21 protein-coding genes are annotated in these 22,625 nt (G+C 50.9%); 19 read left to right on the top strand and 2 right to left on the bottom strand.

The window, feature by feature from the left end; genetic code table 11:
- Position 1 precedes the first annotated feature (1 nt).
- The 17 genes from KNO72_RS02250 (at position 2) to KNO72_RS02170 (ending at position 19,238) form a co-directional block, all read left to right on the top strand.
- Positions 2–772, top strand: a complete 771-nt coding sequence (locus tag KNO72_RS02250; protein ID WP_078146656.1) for a YlmH family RNA-binding protein — start codon at positions 2–4, stop codon at positions 770–772.
- 18 nt (positions 773–790) lie between these two features.
- Positions 791–1,339 carry a DivIVA domain-containing protein gene (locus KNO72_RS02245; protein ID WP_074037318.1) on the top strand — a complete coding sequence of 183 codons (549 nt, stop codon included), beginning with the start codon at positions 791–793 and terminating at the stop codon, positions 1,337–1,339.
- Positions 1,340–1,614: 275 nt separating this feature from the next.
- Positions 1,615–4,341: an isoleucine--tRNA ligase gene (ileS, locus tag KNO72_RS02240; protein ID WP_214757135.1), complete on the top strand. Its 2,727-nt coding sequence runs from the start codon at positions 1,615–1,617 to the stop codon at positions 4,339–4,341.
- A 57-nt stretch (positions 4,342–4,398) separates the two neighbouring features.
- Complete coding sequence (gene lspA / locus KNO72_RS02235; protein WP_214757134.1) at positions 4,399–4,872, top strand: signal peptidase II; 474 nt, start codon at positions 4,399–4,401, stop codon at positions 4,870–4,872.
- Positions 4,872–5,783, top strand: coding sequence for an RluA family pseudouridine synthase (locus KNO72_RS02230; RefSeq protein WP_214757133.1), 912 nt, complete (start codon positions 4,872–4,874; stop codon positions 5,781–5,783). The genes lspA and KNO72_RS02230 overlap by 1 nt, the downstream gene beginning before the upstream one ends.
- A 199-nt stretch (positions 5,784–5,982) precedes the next feature.
- On the top strand, positions 5,983–6,516 hold the full coding sequence (gene pyrR / locus KNO72_RS02225; RefSeq protein WP_015881323.1) for a bifunctional pyr operon transcriptional regulator/uracil phosphoribosyltransferase PyrR: 534 nt from the start codon (positions 5,983–5,985) through the stop codon (positions 6,514–6,516).
- 48 nt (positions 6,517–6,564) lie between these two features.
- Positions 6,565–7,869, top strand: a complete 1,305-nt coding sequence (locus KNO72_RS02220; protein WP_214757132.1) for a uracil-xanthine permease family protein — start codon at positions 6,565–6,567, stop codon at positions 7,867–7,869.
- 129 nt (positions 7,870–7,998) lie between these two features.
- Entirely contained in the window at positions 7,999–8,913 is a 915-nt protein-coding gene (locus KNO72_RS02215; RefSeq protein WP_082132012.1) for an aspartate carbamoyltransferase catalytic subunit, read from the top strand.
- Complete coding sequence (locus KNO72_RS02210; RefSeq protein ID WP_078146660.1) at positions 8,910–10,190, top strand: dihydroorotase; 1,281 nt, start codon at positions 8,910–8,912, stop codon at positions 10,188–10,190. The genes KNO72_RS02215 and KNO72_RS02210 overlap by 4 nt, the downstream gene beginning before the upstream one ends.
- Complete coding sequence (locus KNO72_RS02205; protein WP_214757131.1) at positions 10,168–11,250, top strand: carbamoyl phosphate synthase small subunit; 1,083 nt, start codon at positions 10,168–10,170, stop codon at positions 11,248–11,250. The genes KNO72_RS02210 and KNO72_RS02205 overlap by 23 nt, the downstream gene beginning before the upstream one ends.
- A 1-nt stretch (position 11,251) precedes the next feature.
- Positions 11,252–14,455 (top strand): carbamoyl-phosphate synthase large subunit, encoded by a 3,204-nt coding sequence (gene carB, locus KNO72_RS02200; protein ID WP_078146662.1) that lies wholly within the window; start codon positions 11,252–11,254, stop codon positions 14,453–14,455.
- On the top strand, positions 14,452–15,171 hold the full coding sequence (locus KNO72_RS02195) for a dihydroorotate dehydrogenase electron transfer subunit (protein ID WP_214757129.1): 720 nt from the start codon (positions 14,452–14,454) through the stop codon (positions 15,169–15,171). Before carB ends, KNO72_RS02195 begins: the two co-directional genes overlap by 4 nt.
- Positions 15,168–16,094, top strand: coding sequence for a dihydroorotate dehydrogenase (locus KNO72_RS02190; protein ID WP_214757128.1), 927 nt, complete (start codon positions 15,168–15,170; stop codon positions 16,092–16,094). Before KNO72_RS02195 ends, KNO72_RS02190 begins: the two co-directional genes overlap by 4 nt.
- On the top strand, positions 16,069–16,773 hold the full coding sequence (gene pyrF, locus KNO72_RS02185; RefSeq protein WP_214757127.1) for an orotidine-5'-phosphate decarboxylase: 705 nt from the start codon (positions 16,069–16,071) through the stop codon (positions 16,771–16,773). The genes KNO72_RS02190 and pyrF overlap by 26 nt, the downstream gene beginning before the upstream one ends.
- A complete protein-coding gene (gene pyrE / locus KNO72_RS02180; RefSeq protein ID WP_214757126.1) occupies positions 16,757–17,383 on the top strand; it encodes an orotate phosphoribosyltransferase in 627 nt (208 codons plus the stop codon). Before pyrF ends, pyrE begins: the two co-directional genes overlap by 17 nt.
- Before the next feature lie 89 nt (positions 17,384–17,472).
- Entirely contained in the window at positions 17,473–18,303 is an 831-nt protein-coding gene (locus KNO72_RS02175; protein ID WP_214733687.1) for a hypothetical protein, read from the top strand.
- Positions 18,300–19,238 (top strand): FUSC family protein, encoded by a 939-nt coding sequence (locus KNO72_RS02170; protein WP_214757125.1) that lies wholly within the window; start codon positions 18,300–18,302, stop codon positions 19,236–19,238. Before KNO72_RS02175 ends, KNO72_RS02170 begins: the two co-directional genes overlap by 4 nt.
- 267 nt (positions 19,239–19,505) lie before the next feature.
- Here the strand turns inward: KNO72_RS02170 and KNO72_RS15585 are convergent, their stop codons facing one another.
- Together KNO72_RS15585 and KNO72_RS02160 are read right to left on the bottom strand one after the other, a co-directional pair.
- Positions 19,506–19,649, bottom strand: a complete 144-nt coding sequence (locus tag KNO72_RS15585) for a hypothetical protein (RefSeq protein WP_251028254.1) — start codon at positions 19,647–19,649, stop codon at positions 19,506–19,508.
- Positions 19,650–19,898: 249 nt separating this feature from the next.
- On the bottom strand, positions 19,899–21,590 hold the full coding sequence (locus KNO72_RS02160; protein ID WP_168169841.1) for an Rqc2 family fibronectin-binding protein: 1,692 nt from the start codon (positions 21,588–21,590) through the stop codon (positions 19,899–19,901).
- Positions 21,591–21,721: 131 nt separating this feature from the next.
- Between KNO72_RS02160 and gmk the strand changes: the two genes are divergently transcribed.
- Together gmk and rpoZ are read left to right on the top strand one after the other, a co-directional pair.
- Entirely contained in the window at positions 21,722–22,369 is a 648-nt protein-coding gene (gmk, locus tag KNO72_RS02155; protein ID WP_031421596.1) for a guanylate kinase, read from the top strand.
- The gene (rpoZ, locus tag KNO72_RS02150) at positions 22,369–22,578 is read left to right on the top strand and encodes a DNA-directed RNA polymerase subunit omega (protein WP_015881337.1); all 210 of its coding nucleotides are present in this window, start codon (positions 22,369–22,371) and stop codon (positions 22,576–22,578) included. Before gmk ends, rpoZ begins: the two co-directional genes overlap by 1 nt.
- The last annotated feature ends 47 nt before the right edge of the window (positions 22,579–22,625 follow it).

The following is a 22,625-nucleotide window of genomic DNA, read 5'->3' as shown; positions in this document are numbered from 1 at the left end:
TATGAGCGTCTATGACCATTATCGACCAAGTGAACGCGCGTTCGTGGAACAAGTGCTCGACTGGGTACAACAAGTGGAGAATAGCTATGTGTTGAAATTGACGGATTTTCTCGATCCACGTGAACAGCAAATCGTCAAACAACTCGTCGGGAAACAACTTGTCATTCATGATGATGGCGGATTTGAAGGCGCGGAACGACGTCGTCTGATTTTAGCGCCGGATTACTATGAACTCAATCCAGATGATTTTGAGATTGAGATCCGTCGAATCGAGTACCCAACAAAATTCGTGGACTTGACGCATCGACAAGTGACAGGGACATTGCTGAACGCTGGACTGAAACGTCAAAAGTTCGGAGATGTCGTTCTTGACGATGAGATTGTACAATTTGCGACGACGCGTGAAGCGGTCGGGTTCATTGAAATGAATCTTGAACGTGTCGGAAAAGCGAGAGTTCGCATTTCTTCCGTGCCAAAAGACGAGGTTCTTGTCGTCCCTGCGACCGAATGGATCGAAGGGTTCGGCATCGTCTCTTCCTTACGATTTGATACGGTCGCAAGCGAGGTGCTTAACATCTCTCGGCAAAAAGCGCAGGCGCTCGTCAAACATGGCGACTGTAAAGTGAATCATAAAGTCATTGAAGACGCGAGCTTCATCCTTGAACCGGATGATCTTTTATCTGTCCGTGGATATGGTCGCATCAAATTGATGGAGATTCTCGGATCGACCAAACGTGAAAAAATTAAAATCCAGTATGGCACCATACGTTGAAATTAGGAGGAAAGTCGAATGGCGTTGACACCGATTGATATTCATAATAAAGAATTCTCTTCCCGTTTTCGTGGGTACGACATCGATGAGGTCAATGAATTTTTAGATCAAATCATTAAAGAGTTTGAACTATTGATTCGTGAGAATCGACGGTATGAAGAACTTGTCAACGATATGCAAGCCCGCATTGACTACTTCTCCTCGATGGAAGATACGTTGAACAAATCGATTATCGTCGCGCAGGAAGCGGCGGAAGAAGTGAAGAACAATGCTCAAAAAGAAGCGAGTCTCATCTTGAAACAAGCGGAACGTGAAGCGTTCGCTCGTGAAGAGGAAGCGGCGCGCAAAGAGCAACTTGCTGAACGAGAAGTCGTTCAAATGCTCAAGAAAGTCGAGTTGTATCGGACACGCTTCCGCGTCCTCGTCGATGCGCAAATGGAACTTCTCAACAGTACGGAATGGGAAACGATTGTCGGGGAACCGCCTGTGCAGACGGTTCTTGACGATAGAACAGAACTTGCGTATAATGACGACGAAGTCACACGTAATGAAGAACAACACGGATAAATGATCAACACGTTGAGTAGGACGCGTCGATCGAGTCATACCTACGAAGCGACTTAGGGACGGTGAGAGCCTAGGAGAAAGACTTGAATCGGTATCCCCTATGAGTCGTCACGCTGAACTGAAGTAAGCGTGACCGCCTGACCTCGTTATCGGTTACCGAGAGCGGTCTCATGATGATGAGACTAGTAGGGTGGTACCGCGAGTCAACCAACTCGTCCCTATCAGGGATGGGTTGGTTTTTTTGTTTTCTAAAAAATGTTGATGGAGGAGTTTCGATGAACTACAAAGACACGCTATTAATGCCAAACACAGAATTCGCGATGCGTGGGAATTTACCAAAGCGCGAACCAGCGATGCAAACAGAATGGGAAGATATGGACCTTTACAACAAGGTGCAAGAAAAAAATGCTGGGAAACCACAATATATCTTACATGATGGACCTCCATATGCGAACGGTGACATCCACATGGGACACGCGATGAACAAAGTATTGAAAGACATCATCGTTCGTTTCAAAGGGATGAACGGCTATCAGTCTCCAATGATCCCAGGATGGGACACGCACGGTCTTCCAATCGAGAACGCCCTTCAAAAAGCAGGCGTCAATCGTAAGGAAATGACAGTCGCGGAATTCCGTGAAAAGTGTGCAGAGTATGCGATGGAGCAAGTGAACTCGCAACGCGAACAATTCAAACGTCTCGGTCTTCTCGCAGACTTTGAGAACCCATACATCACGCTCCTTCCTGAATACGAAGCGGCACAGATTCGTTTGTTCGGGTCGATGGCTGAGAAGGGTTACATCTACAAAGGGAAAAAACCAGTCTACTGGTCGCCGTCTTCTGAATCGGCACTCGCGGAAGCAGAGATTGAATATTACGATAAAAAATCACCAGCCATCTACGTGGCGTTCCGTGTCGTGGACGGTAAAGATACGTTGACGTCAGACGATCACTTCGTCATCTGGACAACAACGCCTTGGACAATCCCGGCGAACCTTGGGATTGCGGTGAGTGACGAGTTGACTTACACGCGTATCGAACATGAAGGAAAAGGCTATATCGTCGCGGAAACGCTCGTCGAAGAAGTGACGGCAGCGCTCGGATGGACGGATTACACGGTGAGCGGGTCTTGGAACGGACGTGACTTCGAGTACATGACGGCTCAACATCCATTGTATGACCGGACGTCACTCGTCATCCTCGGCGACCACGTCACTGCGGATGCGACTGGACTCGTTCATACAGCACCTGGACACGGGGAAGACGACTATCGTGTCGGACAGGCTTACGGATTAGACGTCCTTTGCCCGGTGGATGACCGTGGCTACATGACAGACGAAGCCCCTGGTTTCGAAGGTCTCTTCTACGAAGATGCGAACAAACAAATCGGTATGAAACTTGAAGAGAATGGCTACTTGCTCAACTTGAAGTTCATCAAACACTCGTACCCGCATGACTGGCGTACGAAGAAACCGGTCATCTTCCGTGCGACGCCACAATGGTTCGCATCGATCAAAGATTTCCGTGAAGACATGCTCCGTGAAATCGAGGAAGTGAATTGGGTCCCTGAATGGGGAATGACACGTCTTTACAACATGGTCCGTGACCGTGGAGACTGGGTCATCAGCCGTCAGCGTGCTTGGGGTGTTCCAATCCCAATCTTCTATGCGGAAGATGGAACGGAAATCATCACGAACGAGACGATTGACCACATCGCGAACTTGTTCCGTGAGCACGGGTCGAACGTTTGGTATGAGCGTGAAGCGAAAGACCTTCTCCCTGCAGGGTTCACTCACCCGAACAGCCCGAACGGTGAGTTCCGTAAAGAACTCGACATCATGGACGTCTGGTTCGATTCAGGTTCTTCACACGCTGGTGTATTAGAAGAACGCGAAAACCTTCGTCGTCCGGCAGACCTTTATCTTGAAGGATCGGACCAATATCGTGGTTGGTTCAACTCATCACTCTCGACGGCCGTTGCGACGACTGGGAGAGCACCGTACCGGAACGTCTTGAGTCACGGATTCGTCCTCGATGGGGACGGACGCAAAATGTCGAAATCGCTCGGTAACACGATTGCACCGAACGATCTCGTGAAGCAGTACGGCGCCGAAATCGTACGCCTCTGGGTCGCATCCGTCGACTATCAGTCTGACGTACGCGCGTCACACGATAACTTCAAACAAGTGTCAGAAGTTTACCGGAAGATGCGTAACACGATCCGCTTCTTACTCGGGAACTTGAACGGGTTCGAGCCGTCGATGCGTGTCGCATTCGAGGATATGCCGGAAGCGGACCGCTTCATGGCGACGAAGCTCAAACAATTGCAGAAAAAAGTTGTCAAAGCATATGATGAGTTTGACTTTATGGCCGTGTATCACTTCGTTCATAACTTCTGTGTCAACGAGTTGTCATCGTTCTACCTCGACTTCACAAAAGATATCCTATATATCGAACGTGAAGACGATCTCCGTCGTCGTGCCGTTCAGACGGTCATGTACGATGCCGTCGTCCTCTTGACGAAACTATTGGCTCCAATCCTTCCACACACTGCCGATGAGGCATGGAAAGAAGTGCCTGGAAAGTCAGAAGCAAGCATCTTCTTGACGGATTTAGAAGAAGTAGATGCATTGACTGCTGACGAACAAGCGTTGCTTGAGAAATGGTCGAAATTCCTCGTCTTCCGTGACGATGTCCTCAAAGCGATCGAAATCGCACGTGGCGAGAAGTTGATCGGGAAACCGCTCGAGGCGAAGTTGATTCTCGCACCAAAAGCAGAGACTGCCGACTTGTTGAACACGATCGACAACGTCAGCCAACTGCTTCAAGTATCGCAAGTGGAGTGGGCTGAGACGGCAGACGTCGATTATGCGACGACGAAAATCACAGTCATGAAAGCAGATGGAGCCGCTTGTGCACGTTGTTGGACATACTCGACAGAGCTTGGACAAAACGAAGAGCATCCAGAGCTTTGCCCACGCTGTGCATCAGTAATCGGTTAAGACGAACCGGAGTGGCGTCCCCACTCCGGTTTCTTAACGGCTTGAAAGGAGACGCATATGAAACGATATTATGGATTGGCGCTCATCTTGATTTTGATCGATCAACTCACAAAATGGGTGGTCATTCAAACGATGACAATTGGTCAATCAATTGAAGTCATCCCGAACTTGTTATACTGGACGTCCTACCGCAATAAAGGAGCGGCTTGGGGGATGTTAGAAGGACAGATGGCGTTCTTCTTTATCATCACCATACTTGTCGTTGCCGGACTCGTTTACTTCTTGCACAAAGAGGTGAACGGCTATCAGCTCATCGGATATAGTGTCGGATTCCTGTTGGCCGGTGCCATCGGTAACTTTATTGATCGCTTGTTCCGTGGCGAAGTCGTCGACTTTGTCGATACGTATCCGTTCGGATACAACTTCCCGATTTTTAACGTGGCTGATATGGCACTCACGTTTGGTGTCATCTTGATGGTCATCGGGATTTTATTTGAAGAAAAATTACACAAAGAAAGGGGACAATCGTAATGGAATCGTATACTTTTGTCGCCGATGAAAAGGCAAGGATTGATAAGTGGGTCAGTGACCGTGGTGAATGGTCACGCTCTCAAGTACAGGAATGGATCAAGACGGGAGCCCTCCTCGTCAACGGTAGTGCAGTGAAAGCGAACTACAAGCTTCAAGTGGGGGATGAAGTGGAAGTGAACGTGCCGGAAGCGGTCGAACTCGAAGTATTGCCTGAAGACATCCCGCTCGAGATCGTCTTTGAAGACGAGGACGTCATCGTCGTCAACAAGGCACGCGGGATGGTCGTTCACCCTGCAACTGGACACACGTCAGGGACGCTCGTCAATGCGCTACTTTATCATTGTGATGACCTCTCGGGTATCAACGGTGTCAAACGTCCAGGAATCGTCCATCGGATTGATAAGGACACGACGGGTCTTCTCATGGTCGCCAAAAATGACTTGGCCCATGAATCGCTGGCGAGCCAGTTGAAGGACAAGACCATCAAACGCGAGTATATCGCGCTCGTCCATGGCGAACTCGTCCACGAACTTGGAACGATTGAAGCACCGATTGGTCGCGATACGAATGATCGTCAGCGAATGACTGTGACGGACCGGAACGCAAAAGAAGCCGTGACGCACTTCCGTTTACTCGAACGTTATAAAGACTTCACGCTCGTGGAGTGTAAATTAGAGACTGGACGCACGCATCAGATTCGCGTTCATATGCGTTATATCGGTCATCCGCTCGCCGGTGACCCGAAATATGGTCCACGCCGCACGATTGATTTGGGCGGTCAAGCGCTCCATGCGGCAACACTCGGATTCCACCATCCACGTACGAAAGAATGGATGGAGTTTGAGGCACCATTACCAGAAGACTTTAATGCGGAACTCGCAAAATTAGATAAAATCGAGAAAACTCGTTGACTTCTGTCACGTTCCGATTTATAGTCTAGGAAGCATAACACCTTTAAACCCAGTCCAGAGAGGCTGTGAAAGGATTGTGACCGCGGTCACATGTACGTCAATTCAACCCCGGCAGTCATATGCCGTTTTTGATGAAGACTCCCTTTCCAGCCGGATGAGGGAGTCTTCTTTTTTACTGAAGTTTGGAAGGAGGAATCACGTGAAACAATCAGTCATTTTAGATGAGTCAGCCATCCGTCGTGCCTTGACCCGAATCGCACACGAGATTATCGAGCGAAACAAAGGAATCGATGACGTCGTCCTCGTCGGAATCAAGACGAGAGGCGAGACGCTCGCTGACCGACTCGCTCGCCGAATCGAGGAGATTGAAGGCAAGCCGGTCGCACTCGGCAATCTCGATATCACGCTTTACCGGGATGACTTATCGAAGAAGTCGTTAGACCCTGAAGTCAAAGCGACAGAGCTACCCCATGATATCAATGGAAAGACGGTCGTCCTCGTCGACGACGTCCTCTATACCGGTCGAACAGTTCGTGCCGCAATGGACGCGCTTGTCGACCATGGTCGTCCGGATTATATCCAACTCGCTGTCTTGATTGACCGAGGCCATCGGGAACTCCCGATTCGACCAGATTTTATCGGAAAGAACGTTCCGACGTCCAAGTCCGAGCAAGTCGTTGTCCGACTCAGTGAAGTCGACACGGCGGATGAAGTCACGATCCATCAGCAATAAACGCATACCTTTAAGGTGGTCCAGAGAGGCCAGGAAGGAGAATTCAATATGAAACAACCTGTTCTACACATCCACGAGCGTCCAGCTCACTTTCCACAATGGCTATTATTCAGCCTTCAACACGTCTTCGCCATGTTCGGAGCGACGATTTTAGTCCCGATTTTGACAGGATTAAATACATCGGTCGCCCTCGTCGCTTCCGGCGTGGCCACGCTCTCATTCTTAGCGATTACACGCTTCAAAGTCCCAACATACTTAGGTTCAAGTTTTGCCTACATCGCCCCAATCATAGCGGTCAGCCAGCAATGGGGTGTCGAAGCCGCACTCTTCGGCGGAATCGTCGCCGGGTCTGTATACGGGGTCGTTTCCTTGATCATCTATAAGACGGGCGTCAACTGGTTGCTCCGATTGCTCCCACCGGTCGTCGTCGGACCGGTCATCATGGTCATCGGACTCTCGCTTGCACCGGTCGCCATCGACATGTCGATGAATCAAGATGGTACCTATAACGGAACGTTCATGACGATTGCCCTGCTTACACTTGGAATCACGATGCTCGCCATGACGAAGCTGAAAGGTGTCTGGGGTGCCGTCCCGATCCTCTTTGGAATCGTTGGAGGATACGCAGTCGCAGCCGCATTCGGCATCATCGATTACTCACCGATTCAACAAGCCAGCCTGTTCCAACTTCCTGACTTCACGATGGTGTTCGTCGACTACATGCCGATGTGGCAAGTCGGGGCCCTTCTCGCCATCGTTCCGGTCGCGCTCGTCACAATGACGGAGCACATCGGAGATCAGATGGTCACGTCGAAAATCATCGGACGTGAGACGATGAAAGACCCAGGTCTCCATCGCACGCTACTCGGAGACGGAGTAGGAAAAGCCGTTGCCTCTGCACTCGGTGGACCACCATGTACGACTTACGGTGAGAACAACGGCGTCATGGCCATCACACGAGTCTACAGTGTCTACGTCATCGCCGGCGCAGCACTCATGGCCATCAGCTTCGGATTCCTCGGTCACATTGAAGCGTTCATCTCGACCATCCCGAACCCGGTCAAAGGTGGAATCTCGATCCTCTTGTTCGGTGTCATCGCGTCGAACGGATTACGGACGATGGTGGAGAGCAAAGTCGACTTGGCAGAAAAGCGCAACTTGATCATCTCATCGGTCATCCTCGTCATCGGACTCGGTGGTGCGATGGTTCAAATCGGGAGCTTCCCGGTACAAGGCATGGCGCTTGCGACGGTCGTCGGTATTTTGTTAAACGCCATCTTACCGCATGAAGAAGACGATACAGCAGTCGAAGTCAACACAACTGAAGAAACGAAACAAGCAAGTAACTTTTAATTCGATCCCGTGAGGTCGGCAAAGTGAAGGCTCGTTTATTTGGGTGTACCCTGCCCAGATAAAGGCGTCCCTTCACATCGGTGAAGAGGCGCCTTTTCTCTTTGCCTCTAATAAAAGGAGGAGACGAACATGAATACGATGCAAACAAACGTGAAACCGGTCAAACACTTCGTCAGTTTGGACACACTTTCCCTTGAGGAGATCATGGGCATGATTGAAGAATCATTGCGCTACAAGCAAGGTGACCTCCCCCCACTATTTGATGGAAAAACGGTCGCAAACCTGTTCTTTGAAAACTCGACGCGTACGAAAAATTCGTTTCAAATGGCCGAGCGCCACTTGAACATGCAAGAGATTCCGTTCGATGTGACGACGTCATCGGTCACGAAAGGGGAGACGCTCTACGATACGTGTAAAACGCTCGAAGCCATCGGCGTGGACGCGCTCGTCATTCGACATCCGGAAGCGGGCTATTATCACGAACTTGTGGAGAAGTTGAATATCCCGGTGTTGAACGGAGGGGACGGGAGCGGGGAACATCCATCCCAATCATTGCTCGATCTCGTCACCATCTTTGAAGAGTTCGGAACGTTCCAAGGATTGAACGTCGCCATCTGTGGTGACCTCGTCCATAGTCGGGTCGCCCGCTCGAACGCAAGCGTCTTGAAGCGCCTCGGAGCAAACGTGGTCGGTTGTAGTCCTGCCTCTTGGTGGGATGACTCGATGGGGCTAGAGCGAAAAGAACTCGATGACATCCTAGGCGAATGTGACGTCATCATGTTGCTCCGTGTACAACACGAGCGCCATATCATGGGAGACGTCTTCTCGAAAGAAGCGTATCACACACAGTTCGGTTTGACGGTCGAACGCGTCGAGCGAATGAAAGCAGGCGCCATCATCATGCACCCGGCTCCGGTCAATCGGGATGTAGAGATTGCTGGAAGTCTGATCGAACATGAACGATCACGCATCTTCCCACAAATGAAGAATGGGGTGTACGCCCGGATGAGCATCTTAAATCGAGCATTAGGAGGACAACAATGATACTTCAAAACGCGACATGGTATGACAAGGGAACGAAACGCACGACAAACATTCACGTGAAAGACGGAAAGATCGAATCACTCGACTATAAAGGGAAGACCACGGGACAAGAAATGCTCGATGCGACAGGTTATCTGCTCGCACCAGGACTCGTCGATGTCCACGTCCACTTGCGTGAACCAGGTGGCGAGGCGAAAGAGACGATTCGGACGGGAACGATGGCTGCCGCGGCGGGCGGGTTCACGACCATCTGCTCGATGCCGAACACGAGACCGGTTCCAGACAATCGCGAAACAATGGACGTCCTCCTTCAAAAAATCGAACAAGATGCGGTCGTACGTGTCCTGCCTTACGCCGCTATCACGAAACGACAGCTCGGTGAAGAACAGGTCGACATGGAATCGCTCGCAGATGCCTTCGCCTTTACGGATGACGGTGTTGGTGTCCAATCGGCGGCGATGATGCGACAAGCCATGCGTGAAGCGAAACGATTGAACAAAGCAGTCGTCGCCCACTGTGAGGACAATACGTTGAAGGCCGGGTCGGTCCACGAGGGCAAATTCAGTGAGGCGCATGGCATTCAAGGAATTCCGAGCCTTGCAGAGAGCATCCATATCGCTCGCGACGTGTTGATCGCTGAAGAGACTGGATGTCATTATCATGTCTGTCACGTCTCATCCCGCCAATCGGTTCGTGTCATTCGGGATGCGAAACGAGCCGGCATTCACGTGACTGCAGAAGTGACGCCGCATCATCTCGTCTTGAGTGAGGATGATATTCCAGGACTCGATGCAAACTTCAAGATGAATCCACCGCTACGAAGCGAGGATGATCGACAGGCCCTCCTTGAGGGATTGTTTGACGGAACGATTGACATGATCGCAACGGATCATGCTCCCCACACAGCAGAAGAAAAGGCACAAGGGATAGAGCGGGCTCCGTTTGGGATTACCGGTTTCGAGACGGCCCTTCCACTTCTCTACACGACATTCGTGAAGACGGGCATCATGGAAGAGCGTCAGTTGCTCGACTGGATGACGAAACGTCCGAGCGACGTATTCGGTTTATCAAGAGGGGAACTGAAAGTTGGGGCGGATGCGGACCTGATTCTCATCGATACGGAAACGTCTCGGACGGTCGATCCTACGACATTTTATTCAAAAGGAAAGAATACACCGTTCGCAGGGGAAAAGCTTGTCGGATGGCCGGTCATGACGATGGTCGGTGGCGAAATTGTATATAAGGGGCGATTTGATGAAACGAACATTATGGCTTGAAGATGGAATGAAATTTGTCGGTAAAGGATTCGGGGCATCGGCTGATACGATGGGGGAAGTCGTCTTCCAGACAGGGATGACAGGATACCAAGAAATCTTATCGGATCCATCATACTGCGACCAAATGATTGTATTGACGAACCCATTGATCGGGAACTATGGCGTCAATCGTGAGGATTTTGAAACGACGATTCCGATGGCAAAAGCGTTGATTGTAAAAGAAGTATGCGATACGCCTTCGAACTTCCGTTCAACGGCGACACTCGATGCGACACTCACCCGCTTCGGCATTCCGGGGCTCTCGGATATCGATACACGGATGTTGACACGTCATTTACGAGCGAAAGGGGTCATGCGCGGTGTCCTCATCGATGGAGAGTTGACGTGGGACGAGGTACGGATCCGCTTTGATGAAGAATCGCCGAACGATCAAGTCGCACGCGTATCGACGAAGCGGACTTATGTGAGTACGGGAACCGGCCCTCGCATCGCTTTGATCGACTTCGGGGCGAAACTTGGAATCATGCGCGAGTTGATGAAACGAGATTGTGAGGTCGTCGTCTTTCCGCACGATGTGACGGCAGAGGACGTATTACGGTATGAGCCGGACGGTATCATGTTGTCAAATGGACCAGGAGATCCGAAAGACGTTCCGACCGCACTGCCGCTCATCGAGCAACTGATGCCGACGACACCGATGTTCGGAATTTGTCTCGGTCACCAGCTGATTGCTCTCGCAAACGGTGCAAACACCTTCAAGCTTCCGTTCGGACATCGTGGCGCGAATCATCCGGTGCTCGAGCTTGAGACTGGTGCCGTGACCATCACTTCTCAAAACCATGGATATGCGGTTGAGGAAACGTCACTGCTCGATACACCGCTCATCGTCACACACCGTGCGGTCAATGACGGAACGATCGAAGGGGTAAGACATCTCCATCACCCGACCTTCTCGGTACAGTATCATCCGGAGGCAGCACCAGGACCGTTCGACGCCAACGACTTATTTGACCGATTCATGCAACTCGTACAAGAAAACAAACAGAAAGTGGGAATTTGACATGCCAAAACGACCAGATATTCAGAAAATCCTCGTAATCGGATCAGGACCGATTGTAATCGGACAAGCAGCGGAGTTTGATTATGCTGGTACACAGGCATGTCTTGCCTTGAAAGAAGAAGGCTACGAAGTCATCCTCGTCAACTCGAATCCGGCCACCATCATGACGGATCCGACGACTGCGGACCGTGTCTATATCGAACCGCTCGAACCAGAATTCGTCGAGCGAATCATCCGGCAGGAACGTCCGGATGCACTCCTTGCCACGCTTGGCGGGCAGACAGGTTTGAACTTGGCTTTTGAACTCGACAAGCGGGGCGTCTTGCGAGATTGTGGCGTGGAGCTACTCGGGACGAAACTGTCTGCAATCGTTCAAGCGGAAGACCGAGAACAGTTCCGTAACTTGATGTTCGAACTTGGTCACGGCGTACCTGAAAGTGAGATCGTCCATACGCTCGAGTCTGCTTGGGGATTTGCGGAACGGATCGGGTACCCGATCATCATCCGACCTGCGTACACGCTCGGGGGAACCGGTGGCGGGATTGCCCATGACCGGGAGTCGTTCGAGCAAATCGTTGAATCTGGATTAAAGGCGAGTCCTGTGACGCAAGTCTTGCTCGAGAAATCGATTGCCGGGATGAAAGAAGTCGAGTTCGAGGTCATGCGTGACTCGAGTGACCAAGCCATCATCGTCTGTGCGATGGAAAACTTTGATCCGGTCGGAGTCCACACCGGTGACTCCATCGTATTCGCCCCTACGCAGACGCTGTCAGATCGGGATTATCAGATGCTTCGTAGCGTCTCTCTCGATATCATTCGGGCACTCGGGATCGAGGGTGGATGTAACATCCAATTCGCACTCGACCCAGACAGTTTCACTTACTACGTCATCGAAGTGAATCCACGTGTTTCACGGAGTTCAGCGCTCGCATCAAAAGCGACAGGCTATCCGATTGCCAAGCTTGCTGCGAAAGTCGCTGTCGGTTACAAGTTGTCAGAATTAAAAAACCCGGTCACCGAGACGAGCTACGCCTCGTTCGAACCGGCGCTCGATTACGTCGTCGCCAAAATCCCACGCTTCGCCTTCGATAAGTTTGAGTCCGCGGATCGCCGCTTAGGCACACAAATGAAGGCGACGGGTGAGGTCATGGCCATCGGTCGGAATTTAGAAGAGGCTTTGCTAAAAGCCGTTCGCTCGCTCGAGCTGGGGATGGAAGAACTTCACCTTCCACAACTTTCTGCATTAGACACAGAACAGCTCGAGCATGGACTCATTCATCCGACAGACGAGCGTCTGTTCATCGTCTATGAGGCTCTTCGTCGCGGATACTCGGTAGAAACGCTACACCAACTGACAAAAATCGATCGATTCTACTTACAGAAATTAAACCGGATCTGGCAAGCTGAGCAACAACTGATTAAGGAACCGTTGACATCAGAACGTCTGCTGGATGTGAAACGTCTAGGGTTCAGTGATGTGGCAATCGCGCGTATGCTGTCGATGGATACGGAAGCGGTTCGTACGAAACGGAAAGAATGGAACATTCGTCCCGTCTATAAGATGGTCGATACGTGCGCAGCCGAGTTCGCATCGGAGACACCGTACTTCTACGGGACGTATGAAGTGGAGAACGAAGCGGTGAAGACAGACCGGGAGTCCATCCTCGTCCTCGGATCAGGTCCGATTCGAATCGGACAAGGTGTCGAGTTCGACTATGCGACCGTCCACTCGATCGATACGATTCGCGATGCAGGCTACGAAGCCATCATCATCAACAACAACCCGGAAACGGTCTCGACGGACTTCTCCATCTCCGATCGGTTGTACTTCGAGCCGTTGACAACAGAAGACGTGTTGGAGGTCATCGAGAACGAGAACCCGCTAGGTGTCATCGTCCAATTCGGTGGACAGACTGCCATCAACTTAGCGGCATCGCTAGAAGCGAACGGCGTGAAAATTCTTGGGACGACCCTCGAAGACATCGACCGTGCCGAAGACCGGAAGGCGTTCGAAGCCACATTGTCAGCGGAACGATTGGCTCAACCACCAGGAAAGACGGCGACAAATGTGGAAGAGGCCGTCGCTTGTGCGAACGAACTCGGTTATCCGGTACTCGTCCGACCATCGTACGTGCTCGGGGGACGAGCGATGGAAATCGTATATGAACAGTCTGAGCTTGAGCGGTACATGCGACATGCGGTCATCGCCTCAAAAGATCGACCGGTTCTCATCGATCGCTATTTAACGGGGATTGAGATTGAAGTCGATGCCATCTGTGACGGGACGGACGTCTATATCCCGGGGATCATGGAGCATATCGAACGTGCCGGCGTACACTCGGGTGATTCGATTGCCGTCTATCCGCCGCAACGACTCAGTGAAGAACTGAAACAAAAAGTCGTCGATTATACGATTAAGTTGGCGAAAGCGTTCCGCATCAAAGGTCTGCTCAACATCCAGTTCGTCTATGCGGATGACTTGTATGTCATCGAGGTGAACCCACGTGCGAGCCGGACGGTCCCATTCATCTCGAAAGTGACGGGGTTACCGGTCGCACGAATTGCTACGCAAACGATTCTTGGGACGAGTTTGAAAGAACTCGGTCTTGGGACAGGCATTCATCCTGAGTCGGACAGTATCTCGGTCAAAGTACCGGTCTTCTCGTTCGCGAAATTGAAAGAAGTAGACCCATCGCTCGGACCTGAGATGAAGTCGACAGGGGAGGTCATGGCGACAGATCGCACACTCGAAAAAGCGCTCTATAAAGGGCTCGTCGCAGCAGGGATGAACATCGCCTTGAAAGGGAACGTGCTCATGACGATTGCCGACCATGACAAGGATGAGGCCATCGCCTTGGCGAAACGTTTCGACCGCCTCGGTTTCCGACTCATGGCAACGAGTGGGACGGCTGATTGTCTCGAAGCGGAACAGATGCGTGTTCGTCGAGTCGGGAAAATTCAAGAAGACGGTGAGACGATGCTCAGTGTGATCGAGCGAGGAGACGTCGACTTGATCATCAATACAACGAGTCGCGATGCACTCGTCACGAAAGACGGGTTCTTGATTCGAAGAACGGCCGCCGAGCAGGGCACGCTTTGCCTTACCTCGCTCGATACAGTCGAAGCGTTGTTACAAGTCATTGAAAGCCTGTCGTTCCAAACGGTCAGCATCCCGGCATTCACAACGTTCGGGGTGATGGTATGAGACATGACGTGACGATTGTCAGCAATCGACAAATCGCCAAAGCGACGATGGAAATGAAAGTCCGTTGCCCTGGGGTGGAGATCGCCCCTGGGACGTTCTTTCACATCAAGACGTCCGGTCTGTTACGTCGACCGTTATCGGTGGCGAACGTCGAGGGGGACGAAATTACCTTCTTATACAAAGTGATTGGGGAAGGGACAACTGAGCTTTCGGGGAAACGCGTCGGGGACACACTAGACGTCCTTGGTCCGCTCGGGAACGGTTTTCCCCTAGCGCAACATGGAAAGCGAGTCGTCCTGGTCGGAGGAGGAATTGGGGTCCCACCTCTTTACTACGTCAGACGCCGACTGCATGAGATGGGCATTGAAACGATTGCGATTCTCGGGTTTGATTCAAAAGAAAGCGTCTTTTATGAAGAAGCCTTTCGTGAACTTGGTGAGACGATCATCACGACAGTAGACGGTACTCACGGGGAGCTTGGCTTCGTCACTGGCCCCCTCGCACGCATCCAAGCCGATGTGTTGTTCAGCTGTGGTCCGGAAGCGATGTTAAAGGCAGTTGCCACTTCGCCCATTCCTGAACGATATCTCTCAATCGAGAATCGGATGGGTTGTGGCATCGGTGCTTGTTTTGCCTGTGTCTGTCAAGCACCGGGGGGCTATGTGAAAGTCTGTAGTGACGGTCCGGTATTCAATGCGGAAGAGGTGCTGTTATGAGATTGAATGTCGAGTTACCAGGTCTTCGTTTAAAAAACCCAATTATTCCGGCTTCCGGATGTTTCGGATTTGGAGAGGAATTCGCGAAACTGTATGACCTCTCCATCTTAGGAGGCATCATGATCAAAGCAGCGACGGAGGAATCGAGATTCGGAAATCCGACCCCACGTGTCGCCGAGACGGCACAGGGCATGCTCAACGCGATCGGACTTCAAAATCCAGGTGTCGATGCGATCATCGAAGAAAAATTACCATTCCTCTCAACGTTCGACACGGAGATCATCGCCAACGTTGCCGGTTCGACGCCAGATGAATACGTGGAAGTCGCCCGTCGAATCAGCGCCGACCCGACGATTAAAGCCATCGAATTGAACATCTCATGCCCGAACGTGAAATGTGGGGGCATGCAGTTCGGGACGGACCCGGTGATGGCCGCAGAACTCACGCGACTCGTCAAAGCGGCTTCGAATAAGCCGGTCTATGTCAAACTGTCTCCGAACGTCACGTCGATCACGGACATGGCGCGAGCTGTCGAGGCGGCCGGCGCGGACGGCTTGACGATGATCAACACACTCGTAGGGATGCGAATTAATATCGAGACAGGTCGACCGATTTTAGCGAACCGAATCGGTGGGTTATCCGGTCCGGCCATCAAACCGGTAGCGGTCCGGATGGTGTATGAAGTCGCACAAGCGGTCGACATTCCGATCATCGCCATGGGCGGGGTTCGGACGGTCGACGATGTGCTCGAGTTTATTTACGCGGGGGCTTCTGCCGTTGCCGTCGGGACGGCGAACTTTGAAAATCCATACGTCTGTCAGGAAATCATTGAAGCGTTACCGGCACGACTTGATTCACTCGGAATCGAACATATTTTGGATGTGAGGGGGAAGGCCTATGCGCAACTTGTATCTCGCCCTTGACGTGGAAACGCGGGACGAAGCGTTTCATTTGTTAAAACGATTTTCAAACCGACCGGCTGTCAAAGTCGGGATGGAACTCTTTTATCGGGAAGGCGCACGCTTTGTCGAAGAATTGGTCGACGAGGGTTATCCGGTCTTTCTAGATGTGAAAGTACACGATATCCCGGAGACGGCACGCCGTACGATGCGACAAATCGGAAAGCTCGGGGTGGCTGTGACGAATGTCCACACATTAGGCGGCGAAAAGATGATGCGTTATGCGTTAGACGGGTTACGTCAGGCAAACGATACGACTCGATTGATCGGGGTCACACAGTTGACGTCGACAGATGAGCGAATGATGCAGACAGAGCTCGGGATTGCCGGACGACTCGATCAAGCCGTTCTCAGACAAGCGACACTCGCGAAACAGGCGGGACTTGACGGAGTGGTCGCATCCGTCCAGGAAGCGAAAGCGATTCATCAGAAACTTGGGGACACGTTCATGACGGTCACACCGGGCATCCGACTCGGTGCAACCGAGGATGATCAAGTCCGTATCGCGACGCCGCATGAAGCAAGACTGGCGGGTGTTCACTCAATCGTCGTCGGTCGACCGATTACACGTGCGACTGATCCGATGGCCATGTACGACCAATTTATGAAGGAATGGGGACAAATGAATGAAACAAATCGCTGAGGCACTTTTACAGATTGAAGCCGTCACACTATCACCGACTGAGCCGTATACATGGTCGAGCGGATTGAAAAGTCCGATCTACTGCGACAATCGACTTACACTCAGTTTTCCGAATGTGCGTCAAGTCATCGTCGATGGATTGGTGAAGTCAGTGAATCCGACTGAAGTCGATGTGATTGCAGGGACGGCCACGGCAGGTATCCCTCACGGGGCGTTGCTCGCTGACCGACTCGGTCTCCCGTTCATTTATGTCCGGTCGAGTGCAAAAGGGCATGGGAAAGGTAATCAAATTGAAGGGAAACTCGAGGCAGGCGCTCGAGTGCTCGTCATCGAGGATTTATTGTCGACAGGGATGTCGAGTATCGATGCTGCCCAAGCGATACGTGAGGCGGGCGGTGAAGTCACTGGAATTCAAGCCATCTTCTCGTACGGATTACCGGTTCTTCAGAAGAATCTAGCCGATGCAGATCTGTCGGCGACATCGTTGACGACGTTCTCAGAATTGATTGAAGTGGCCAAAAATACGGGCGTTCTAAACCGTTCGGAGCTCGATTCGCTTCGCGACTGGCAAGAAGATCCTCGTGCCTGGAGCGACCTCGTCACCTCTTAAGAATCCACCTTCGGGCGGATTCTTTTTCGATTCGGCATATGTCATACTTCATGGTAAAATAACGGAAGTGATTCGAAAAGGAGAGGCATATGGCGTATTCAAGAAGCAAAGAGAAGACATGGAACGCACGATTTCGTGCAATTCCAAAACATCGTAAAATCGCCTTCGGTCTCGTCTTGACCATCATCCCAGCGCTCTTTTTTGTGAATTTATTTGTATTCAGTCATCTATTAGCGCTAGGAGACCAGTATGAAGACCGATATCAAATGAAGAAGTTGCGACTCGAAACAGACCATGGGAACGTGGAATTTGTTCGTAGTCCAAATGAAAAGGTACAGATTGAAGTGATGCAGACCAATTCGAAAGAACGCCGCATCAAAGTCAAATCAGTCGGTGACACGATCTACGTCGTCGAGCGATATGGCTGGTTCAGCTATTTCGGAAGTCGAGCGAGTGATGAACCGTCGCGCTATAAGATTAAAGTCGCTTTGCCGAGCTCGATGACATCGGTTCATCTAGGAGCGGAGCAGGTGACAGGACAAGGGTTGAATGCGAAGACGATTGTCATGGATGTGAATGCCGTCAATTTGAAACAGATTGATAGTGATCGACTGCGGATTGAATCGAAAAGCGATACGACCATCGAATCGGCACGACTTGTGACCGGTGACATTCGGTCCTATCGTCATGCGACTATCAGCGATGTCGTCGTCAATCAAGCGATGACCATCCAGACGGAAGCCGGGACGCTCAGTTACGCGCCGAAACATGCGACAGGACAAGTGAACGTGACGACGACTGGAAAAGTCTCGAGTAGCGACCGTTACGAAGAAGTCGAACCCGGTGTGTATCAATTGTCGACATCGAATCGACCGGTGGTGGAACTGATTTCTGAGACAGGGAAGGTCGAACTGAAATGAATGGAAAACGATACATCCCGAAAGTCGGGTTACGTACGTTAAAAACCGGAATCGCCGTCGCCATCACCGTCGCCATCTCGTGGTATATCTTCGGGATCTATTCAGGGATGGGGGCCATCGCAGCAGTCGTGGCGATGCAACCGACCGTCAAGCGGTCATCTAAAATCGTGTTCAGTCGTATATTCGGAACGGTCGTCGGTCTTATGTGTGGACTTTTCATCGTCTATTTGTTCGGTGTCAATCCGCTCTCGATCGGATTAGCCGTCATCGTTTCGCTCACACTCAACACGACGTTCGATAAGACCCATATGTCGACGTATGCAGCGTTTGCCATCGTCATGATGCTCGAAAGTCCTACATCGGACTTCTTCCATTATGCGTGGACCCGTTCGTTATTGACAGCGGTCGGTGTGTTCGTTTCACTCGGTGTCAATTACGCATTCATGCCACCCCGTTATGAGGACCGATTGTTGAACGAGGTACGTAAGACTTCTTCTTATCTGTTCCATCATTGGCGAGAGCTCGTCGGTTCCCCGACAGAACTGCTCGAGACGCGAGCCCGCATCCTTGGCCATCAAGAGCTTCATATGATGCTTCAAGAGGACATGAAAGTGACGAACGTCAAATTGAAATATATGACGATCAAACAATACCGTTTGTTGATTCACCTTGAAGACAAGCTTGTCTTGTTGCTAGAGAGTCTCGCCGAGCATCGAGAAGCTTTCCTTTTGATGAGTGAGGAAGAGCGACAGGCGTTTGAGTCTGAGTTCTTATACTTACTGGCACACCATCACGACATTCTCTATACATGTGACAAGCCCTATTCACTCTTCAAACTTCCACATGAAGATTTATCCGTTTCAGAAATTTTATACGGGCATTTGCTCGACTATCATGAACAGCTCGAGGCGTTCAAGCATGATCCGAAAACGTGAACCCTCTACACGTAGAAGACCCGCCATGACATGACGGGTCCAGCTTGTTGACAAATAACATGTTCGAACTCGTCCTTCCGGCGCCCACGCTTTCCGCAGGCAATCCCGGAGCCGCATCGCGACCTAGGTCGCTGCTGGGTCTCCGTCGGATTGCTTTCCTGAAGGAGTCGGGGCGCCGTCGGGCGAGCAACGCAAACGGTCGTCATCTGGCGGCCGTTTGTCTTCTTCCAAGGCCTCGACGACCGAAGAAAAAGCTCGATACTTACTTCAAATCGATGTATCAGGGGAAAGGGAAGGTAAACGCCGAGCCCGCCCGTCATCAATCCCGCGATCATCCGCCTCGGGCCGCCGTTCAACATCCGTTCCGTTCGTCAGACCGTGAAGGATGGATTGTGTCGACTTGTTGATCATCAGATCCGCCCCTGTGTGTTCTTCTCACACCATTATATGGGATGAAGGACAAAAGGTGACCAAGAACGGGCAGGCGAGACTCCTGAGGGAATAGCAAGCAAAGGGAGACCCAGCAGTGACGCAGTCGCGATGCGGCTCCCTGCTTGCCCCTAGGAAAGCGAGCCGTGTCCGGGTTGGGCATATAAAAGACATTAGACCTATACTTTGTCTATAGTCTGGACCCGCCATCACGATGGCGGGTCTTCATGTTCACGATTGTTTCAATGACTTCATCAATTGCTCATCCGGAGTCACGTAGACGGTCTGTTGATCCGTGTAGATGACGAACCCGGGTTTCGCACCGCTCGGTTTTTTCACGAAGCGGGCGCGTGTGTAATCGACAGGCACGCCACTCGATGCGCGTGCCTTCGAGAAGTAGGCGGCGACTGATGCGGCTTCAAGTAATGTCGTTTCATCCGGTTCGGTCGAACGAATGATGACGTGAGACCCTGGGATGTCTTTAACATGAAGCCAAATCTCGTCACGGCGTGCGAATTTGAACGTCAGATGGTCGTTTTGCGTATTGTTCTTCCCGACAAAGAACTCTATTCCGGTCGAGGACGTATACGCTTCAAGCGAAATCTTCGGATTCGCTTTTTTCTTTTGTCGTTTTTGACGGATGTAGCCTTCTTCTGCGAGTTCTTCGCGAATCTCAAGAAGGTCGGACGGTGACGCGACGTCAAGTTGGGCGATAAGCGTCTCTAAATATTCGATTTCTGCATCGTTCAGCTCAATCTGTTTCTTCACTTCCACTTTTGCGACTTTTAATTTGTTGTATTTCTTATAATATTGCTGCGCATTCTCATTCGGTGTTTTGAGTGGATCGAGTGGAATGGAGAGGATTGCACCGTTTTCGTCATAATAATCGACGACTTCGGCGACGCGCATCCCTTTCTCGAGTTGGAATAAATACGTCGTCAACAACTCGCCGTATTTTTGTAACTCATCTGCCCGTTCTGTCGCTTTCAAATCATCCAAAAGGCGGCGGCGTTTTAATTGATTCTTTTCGAGTTCTGATTTCAAGAGCCGTTCCACATCGTGTGCTTGTTGTCTCACACGGTCACGGTTCGCTTTTTCATAGTAGAAACGGTCGAGCACTTCTTTACTCGATTCATACGTTTCCTCGGATTCGATGTCCCCGGCTGTCAACGCGATCGGAGCGAACCGTTCTTTGCCGTTCGCAAGTTGTTGGAAAACGTAGGGTCCATCGAGTTGACGAAGAACGTTCTCAAACGCTTGTTGTAAGGAGTCGCGATTCGGCGTTTTTGCGAGATGAACAACTTCCTGTGCGATTTGCGGACTGACGCCGGCGAACGTGGCGACAATCTGTTTATCGAGCTTGCCGGCGTTCCAATCGATTCGTTTCAATCCTTCTGTCATCTCCGTCAATGGGTCGAACTTGTGTTGTTCCGGCGGAAGGAGATAGTCACTACCCGGCATGATGGTCCGATACGTGTTTTGGGAAGGCGGGAGATGCTTGATGGCATCTAATATTTTGCCTTCTTCTGTCGTCAAGACGACGTTCGAGTGGCGTCCCATCAATTCGATGTATACTTTCTTCAATTCTTCATCGCCGAGCTCGTTACGAGAGCGGACCGAAATGACGATGACACGGTCTCGTCCGATTTGTTCGACCGCCGTGATGAATCCACCTTCCACATGTTTGCGGAGCATCATGCAAAACATCGGCGGTTCTTGTGGGTTTTTAATCGGTGTATCCGTCAACTGAAGACGGGCATACATCGCGTTTGCTGATATCAAGAGTTGCGCGTTCTGACGATTCGAGCGAATTTGAAGCATCAAATCGAGCGAATACGGTTGATGTACCTTGTTGATTCGCCCTCCGACGAGCGATTGTAATTCTTGTACGACACGATATGTCATTAATCCATCATAAGCCAATGATCTCATCACCTTTGTTCATTTTCTGTCTCTACGTTATCAGAAAAACAGAAAATATGGTACGATGGAGTAGGAAATCCGAACTTCTTCTTGCCGGGACAATTGATTGACTGCTATTATAATTAAATGTGATGTTAGAAGATGGAGGGCTTGCAGTGAATTTTAAAGAACGAGGATTATTAATCGTTTTGTCTGGACCGAGCGGTGTCGGAAAAGGGACCGTTTGCCGTGCTCTTCGCGAGGAAGAGGACAACAACCTTCAATATTCGGTGTCGGCGACGACCCGAAAACCACGTGAAGGGGAAGTTGAAGGGGTGCATTACTTCTTCAAATCGAGAGAAGAGTTCGAACGGATGATCGAACAAAAAGAACTGCTTGAACATGCCGAATTTGTAGGTAACTATTACGGGACGCCTGTAGAGTGGGTGCGTGAAACGCTCGAAAGCGGCCAAGATGTCATTCTTGAAATTGAGGTGCAAGGGGCGTTCCAAGTGAAGGAACTTCTCCCAGAAGCCGTCTTTTTATTCTTGGCACCACCAAGCCTTCAAGAACTTCGCAATCGTCTCATCGGACGAGGCACGGAGTCAGAAGAAGTCATTAAGCAACGCCTGCTCGTCGCGCGTGAAGAAATCGAGTTGATGGACGCCTACGACTATGTCGTCACGAACGACGAGGTCGACAAAGCCATCGATCGAATTAAAGCGATCGTGACAGCCGAGCATTGTAAACGTGAACGTGTTGCGTCACTCTATAAAAAAGCCATGATGGAGGTCATTTAATGTTATACCCTTCGATTGATGCCTTACAACGTACTATCCCGTCAAAATACACGATCGTTACGGTCGCTGCAAAACGGGCGCGTCAGATTCAAGATGGAAAAGCACCGAAAGTCGCCGAGCCAAAATCATATAAGCCGGTCGGTCAAGCGTTAGAAGAACTATTTTCGGGTGATACGACAATCATCGTGAACGAAAAAAACAACGGATGAAGTGTGACCCAAGTCGTTTGCGACTTGGGTCTCATTGTCTATAAGGG

The organism is Exiguobacterium sp. s123, assembly GCF_018617075.1.
GTDB classification, from domain to species: Bacteria; Bacillota; Bacilli; order Exiguobacteriales; family Exiguobacteriaceae; genus Exiguobacterium; species Exiguobacterium profundum.
Note: the sequence above shows the minus strand (reverse complement) of the source record. Positions and strands in the feature narration are given on the sequence as shown.

Excerpts from the sequence above, each read along its gene's own strand:
- rpoZ (WP_015881337.1), top strand. The coding sequence starts at position 22,369 with ATGTTATACCCTTCGATTGATGCCTTACAACGTACTATCCCGTCAAAA.
- KNO72_RS02195 (WP_214757129.1), top strand. The coding sequence starts at position 14,452 with ATGAGACATGACGTGACGATTGTCAGCAATCGACAAATCGCCAAAGCG.
- KNO72_RS02245 (WP_074037318.1), top strand. The coding sequence starts at position 791 with ATGGCGTTGACACCGATTGATATTCATAATAAAGAATTCTCTTCCCGT.
- KNO72_RS02250 (WP_078146656.1), top strand. The coding sequence starts at position 2 with ATGAGCGTCTATGACCATTATCGACCAAGTGAACGCGCGTTCGTGGAA.
- KNO72_RS02220 (WP_214757132.1), top strand. The coding sequence starts at position 6,565 with ATGAAACAACCTGTTCTACACATCCACGAGCGTCCAGCTCACTTTCCA.
- gmk (WP_031421596.1), top strand. The coding sequence starts at position 21,722 with ATGTTAGAAGATGGAGGGCTTGCAGTGAATTTTAAAGAACGAGGATTA.
- carB (WP_078146662.1), top strand. The coding sequence starts at position 11,252 with ATGCCAAAACGACCAGATATTCAGAAAATCCTCGTAATCGGATCAGGA.
- lspA (WP_214757134.1), top strand. The coding sequence starts at position 4,399 with ATGAAACGATATTATGGATTGGCGCTCATCTTGATTTTGATCGATCAA.
- KNO72_RS02175 (WP_214733687.1), top strand. The coding sequence starts at position 17,473 with ATGGCGTATTCAAGAAGCAAAGAGAAGACATGGAACGCACGATTTCGT.
- pyrE (WP_214757126.1), top strand. The coding sequence starts at position 16,757 with ATGAAACAAATCGCTGAGGCACTTTTACAGATTGAAGCCGTCACACTA.
- KNO72_RS02190 (WP_214757128.1), top strand. The coding sequence starts at position 15,168 with ATGAGATTGAATGTCGAGTTACCAGGTCTTCGTTTAAAAAACCCAATT.
- KNO72_RS02215 (WP_082132012.1), top strand. The coding sequence starts at position 7,999 with ATGAATACGATGCAAACAAACGTGAAACCGGTCAAACACTTCGTCAGT.
- pyrF (WP_214757127.1), top strand. The coding sequence starts at position 16,069 with ATGCGCAACTTGTATCTCGCCCTTGACGTGGAAACGCGGGACGAAGCG.
- KNO72_RS02210 (WP_078146660.1), top strand. The coding sequence starts at position 8,910 with ATGATACTTCAAAACGCGACATGGTATGACAAGGGAACGAAACGCACG.
- KNO72_RS02205 (WP_214757131.1), top strand. The coding sequence starts at position 10,168 with ATGAAACGAACATTATGGCTTGAAGATGGAATGAAATTTGTCGGTAAA.
- KNO72_RS15585 (WP_251028254.1), bottom strand. The coding sequence starts at position 19,649 with ATGATCAACAAGTCGACACAATCCATCCTTCACGGTCTGACGAACGGA.
- ileS (WP_214757135.1), top strand. The coding sequence starts at position 1,615 with ATGAACTACAAAGACACGCTATTAATGCCAAACACAGAATTCGCGATG.
- KNO72_RS02170 (WP_214757125.1), top strand. The coding sequence starts at position 18,300 with ATGAATGGAAAACGATACATCCCGAAAGTCGGGTTACGTACGTTAAAA.
- KNO72_RS02230 (WP_214757133.1), top strand. The coding sequence starts at position 4,872 with ATGGAATCGTATACTTTTGTCGCCGATGAAAAGGCAAGGATTGATAAG.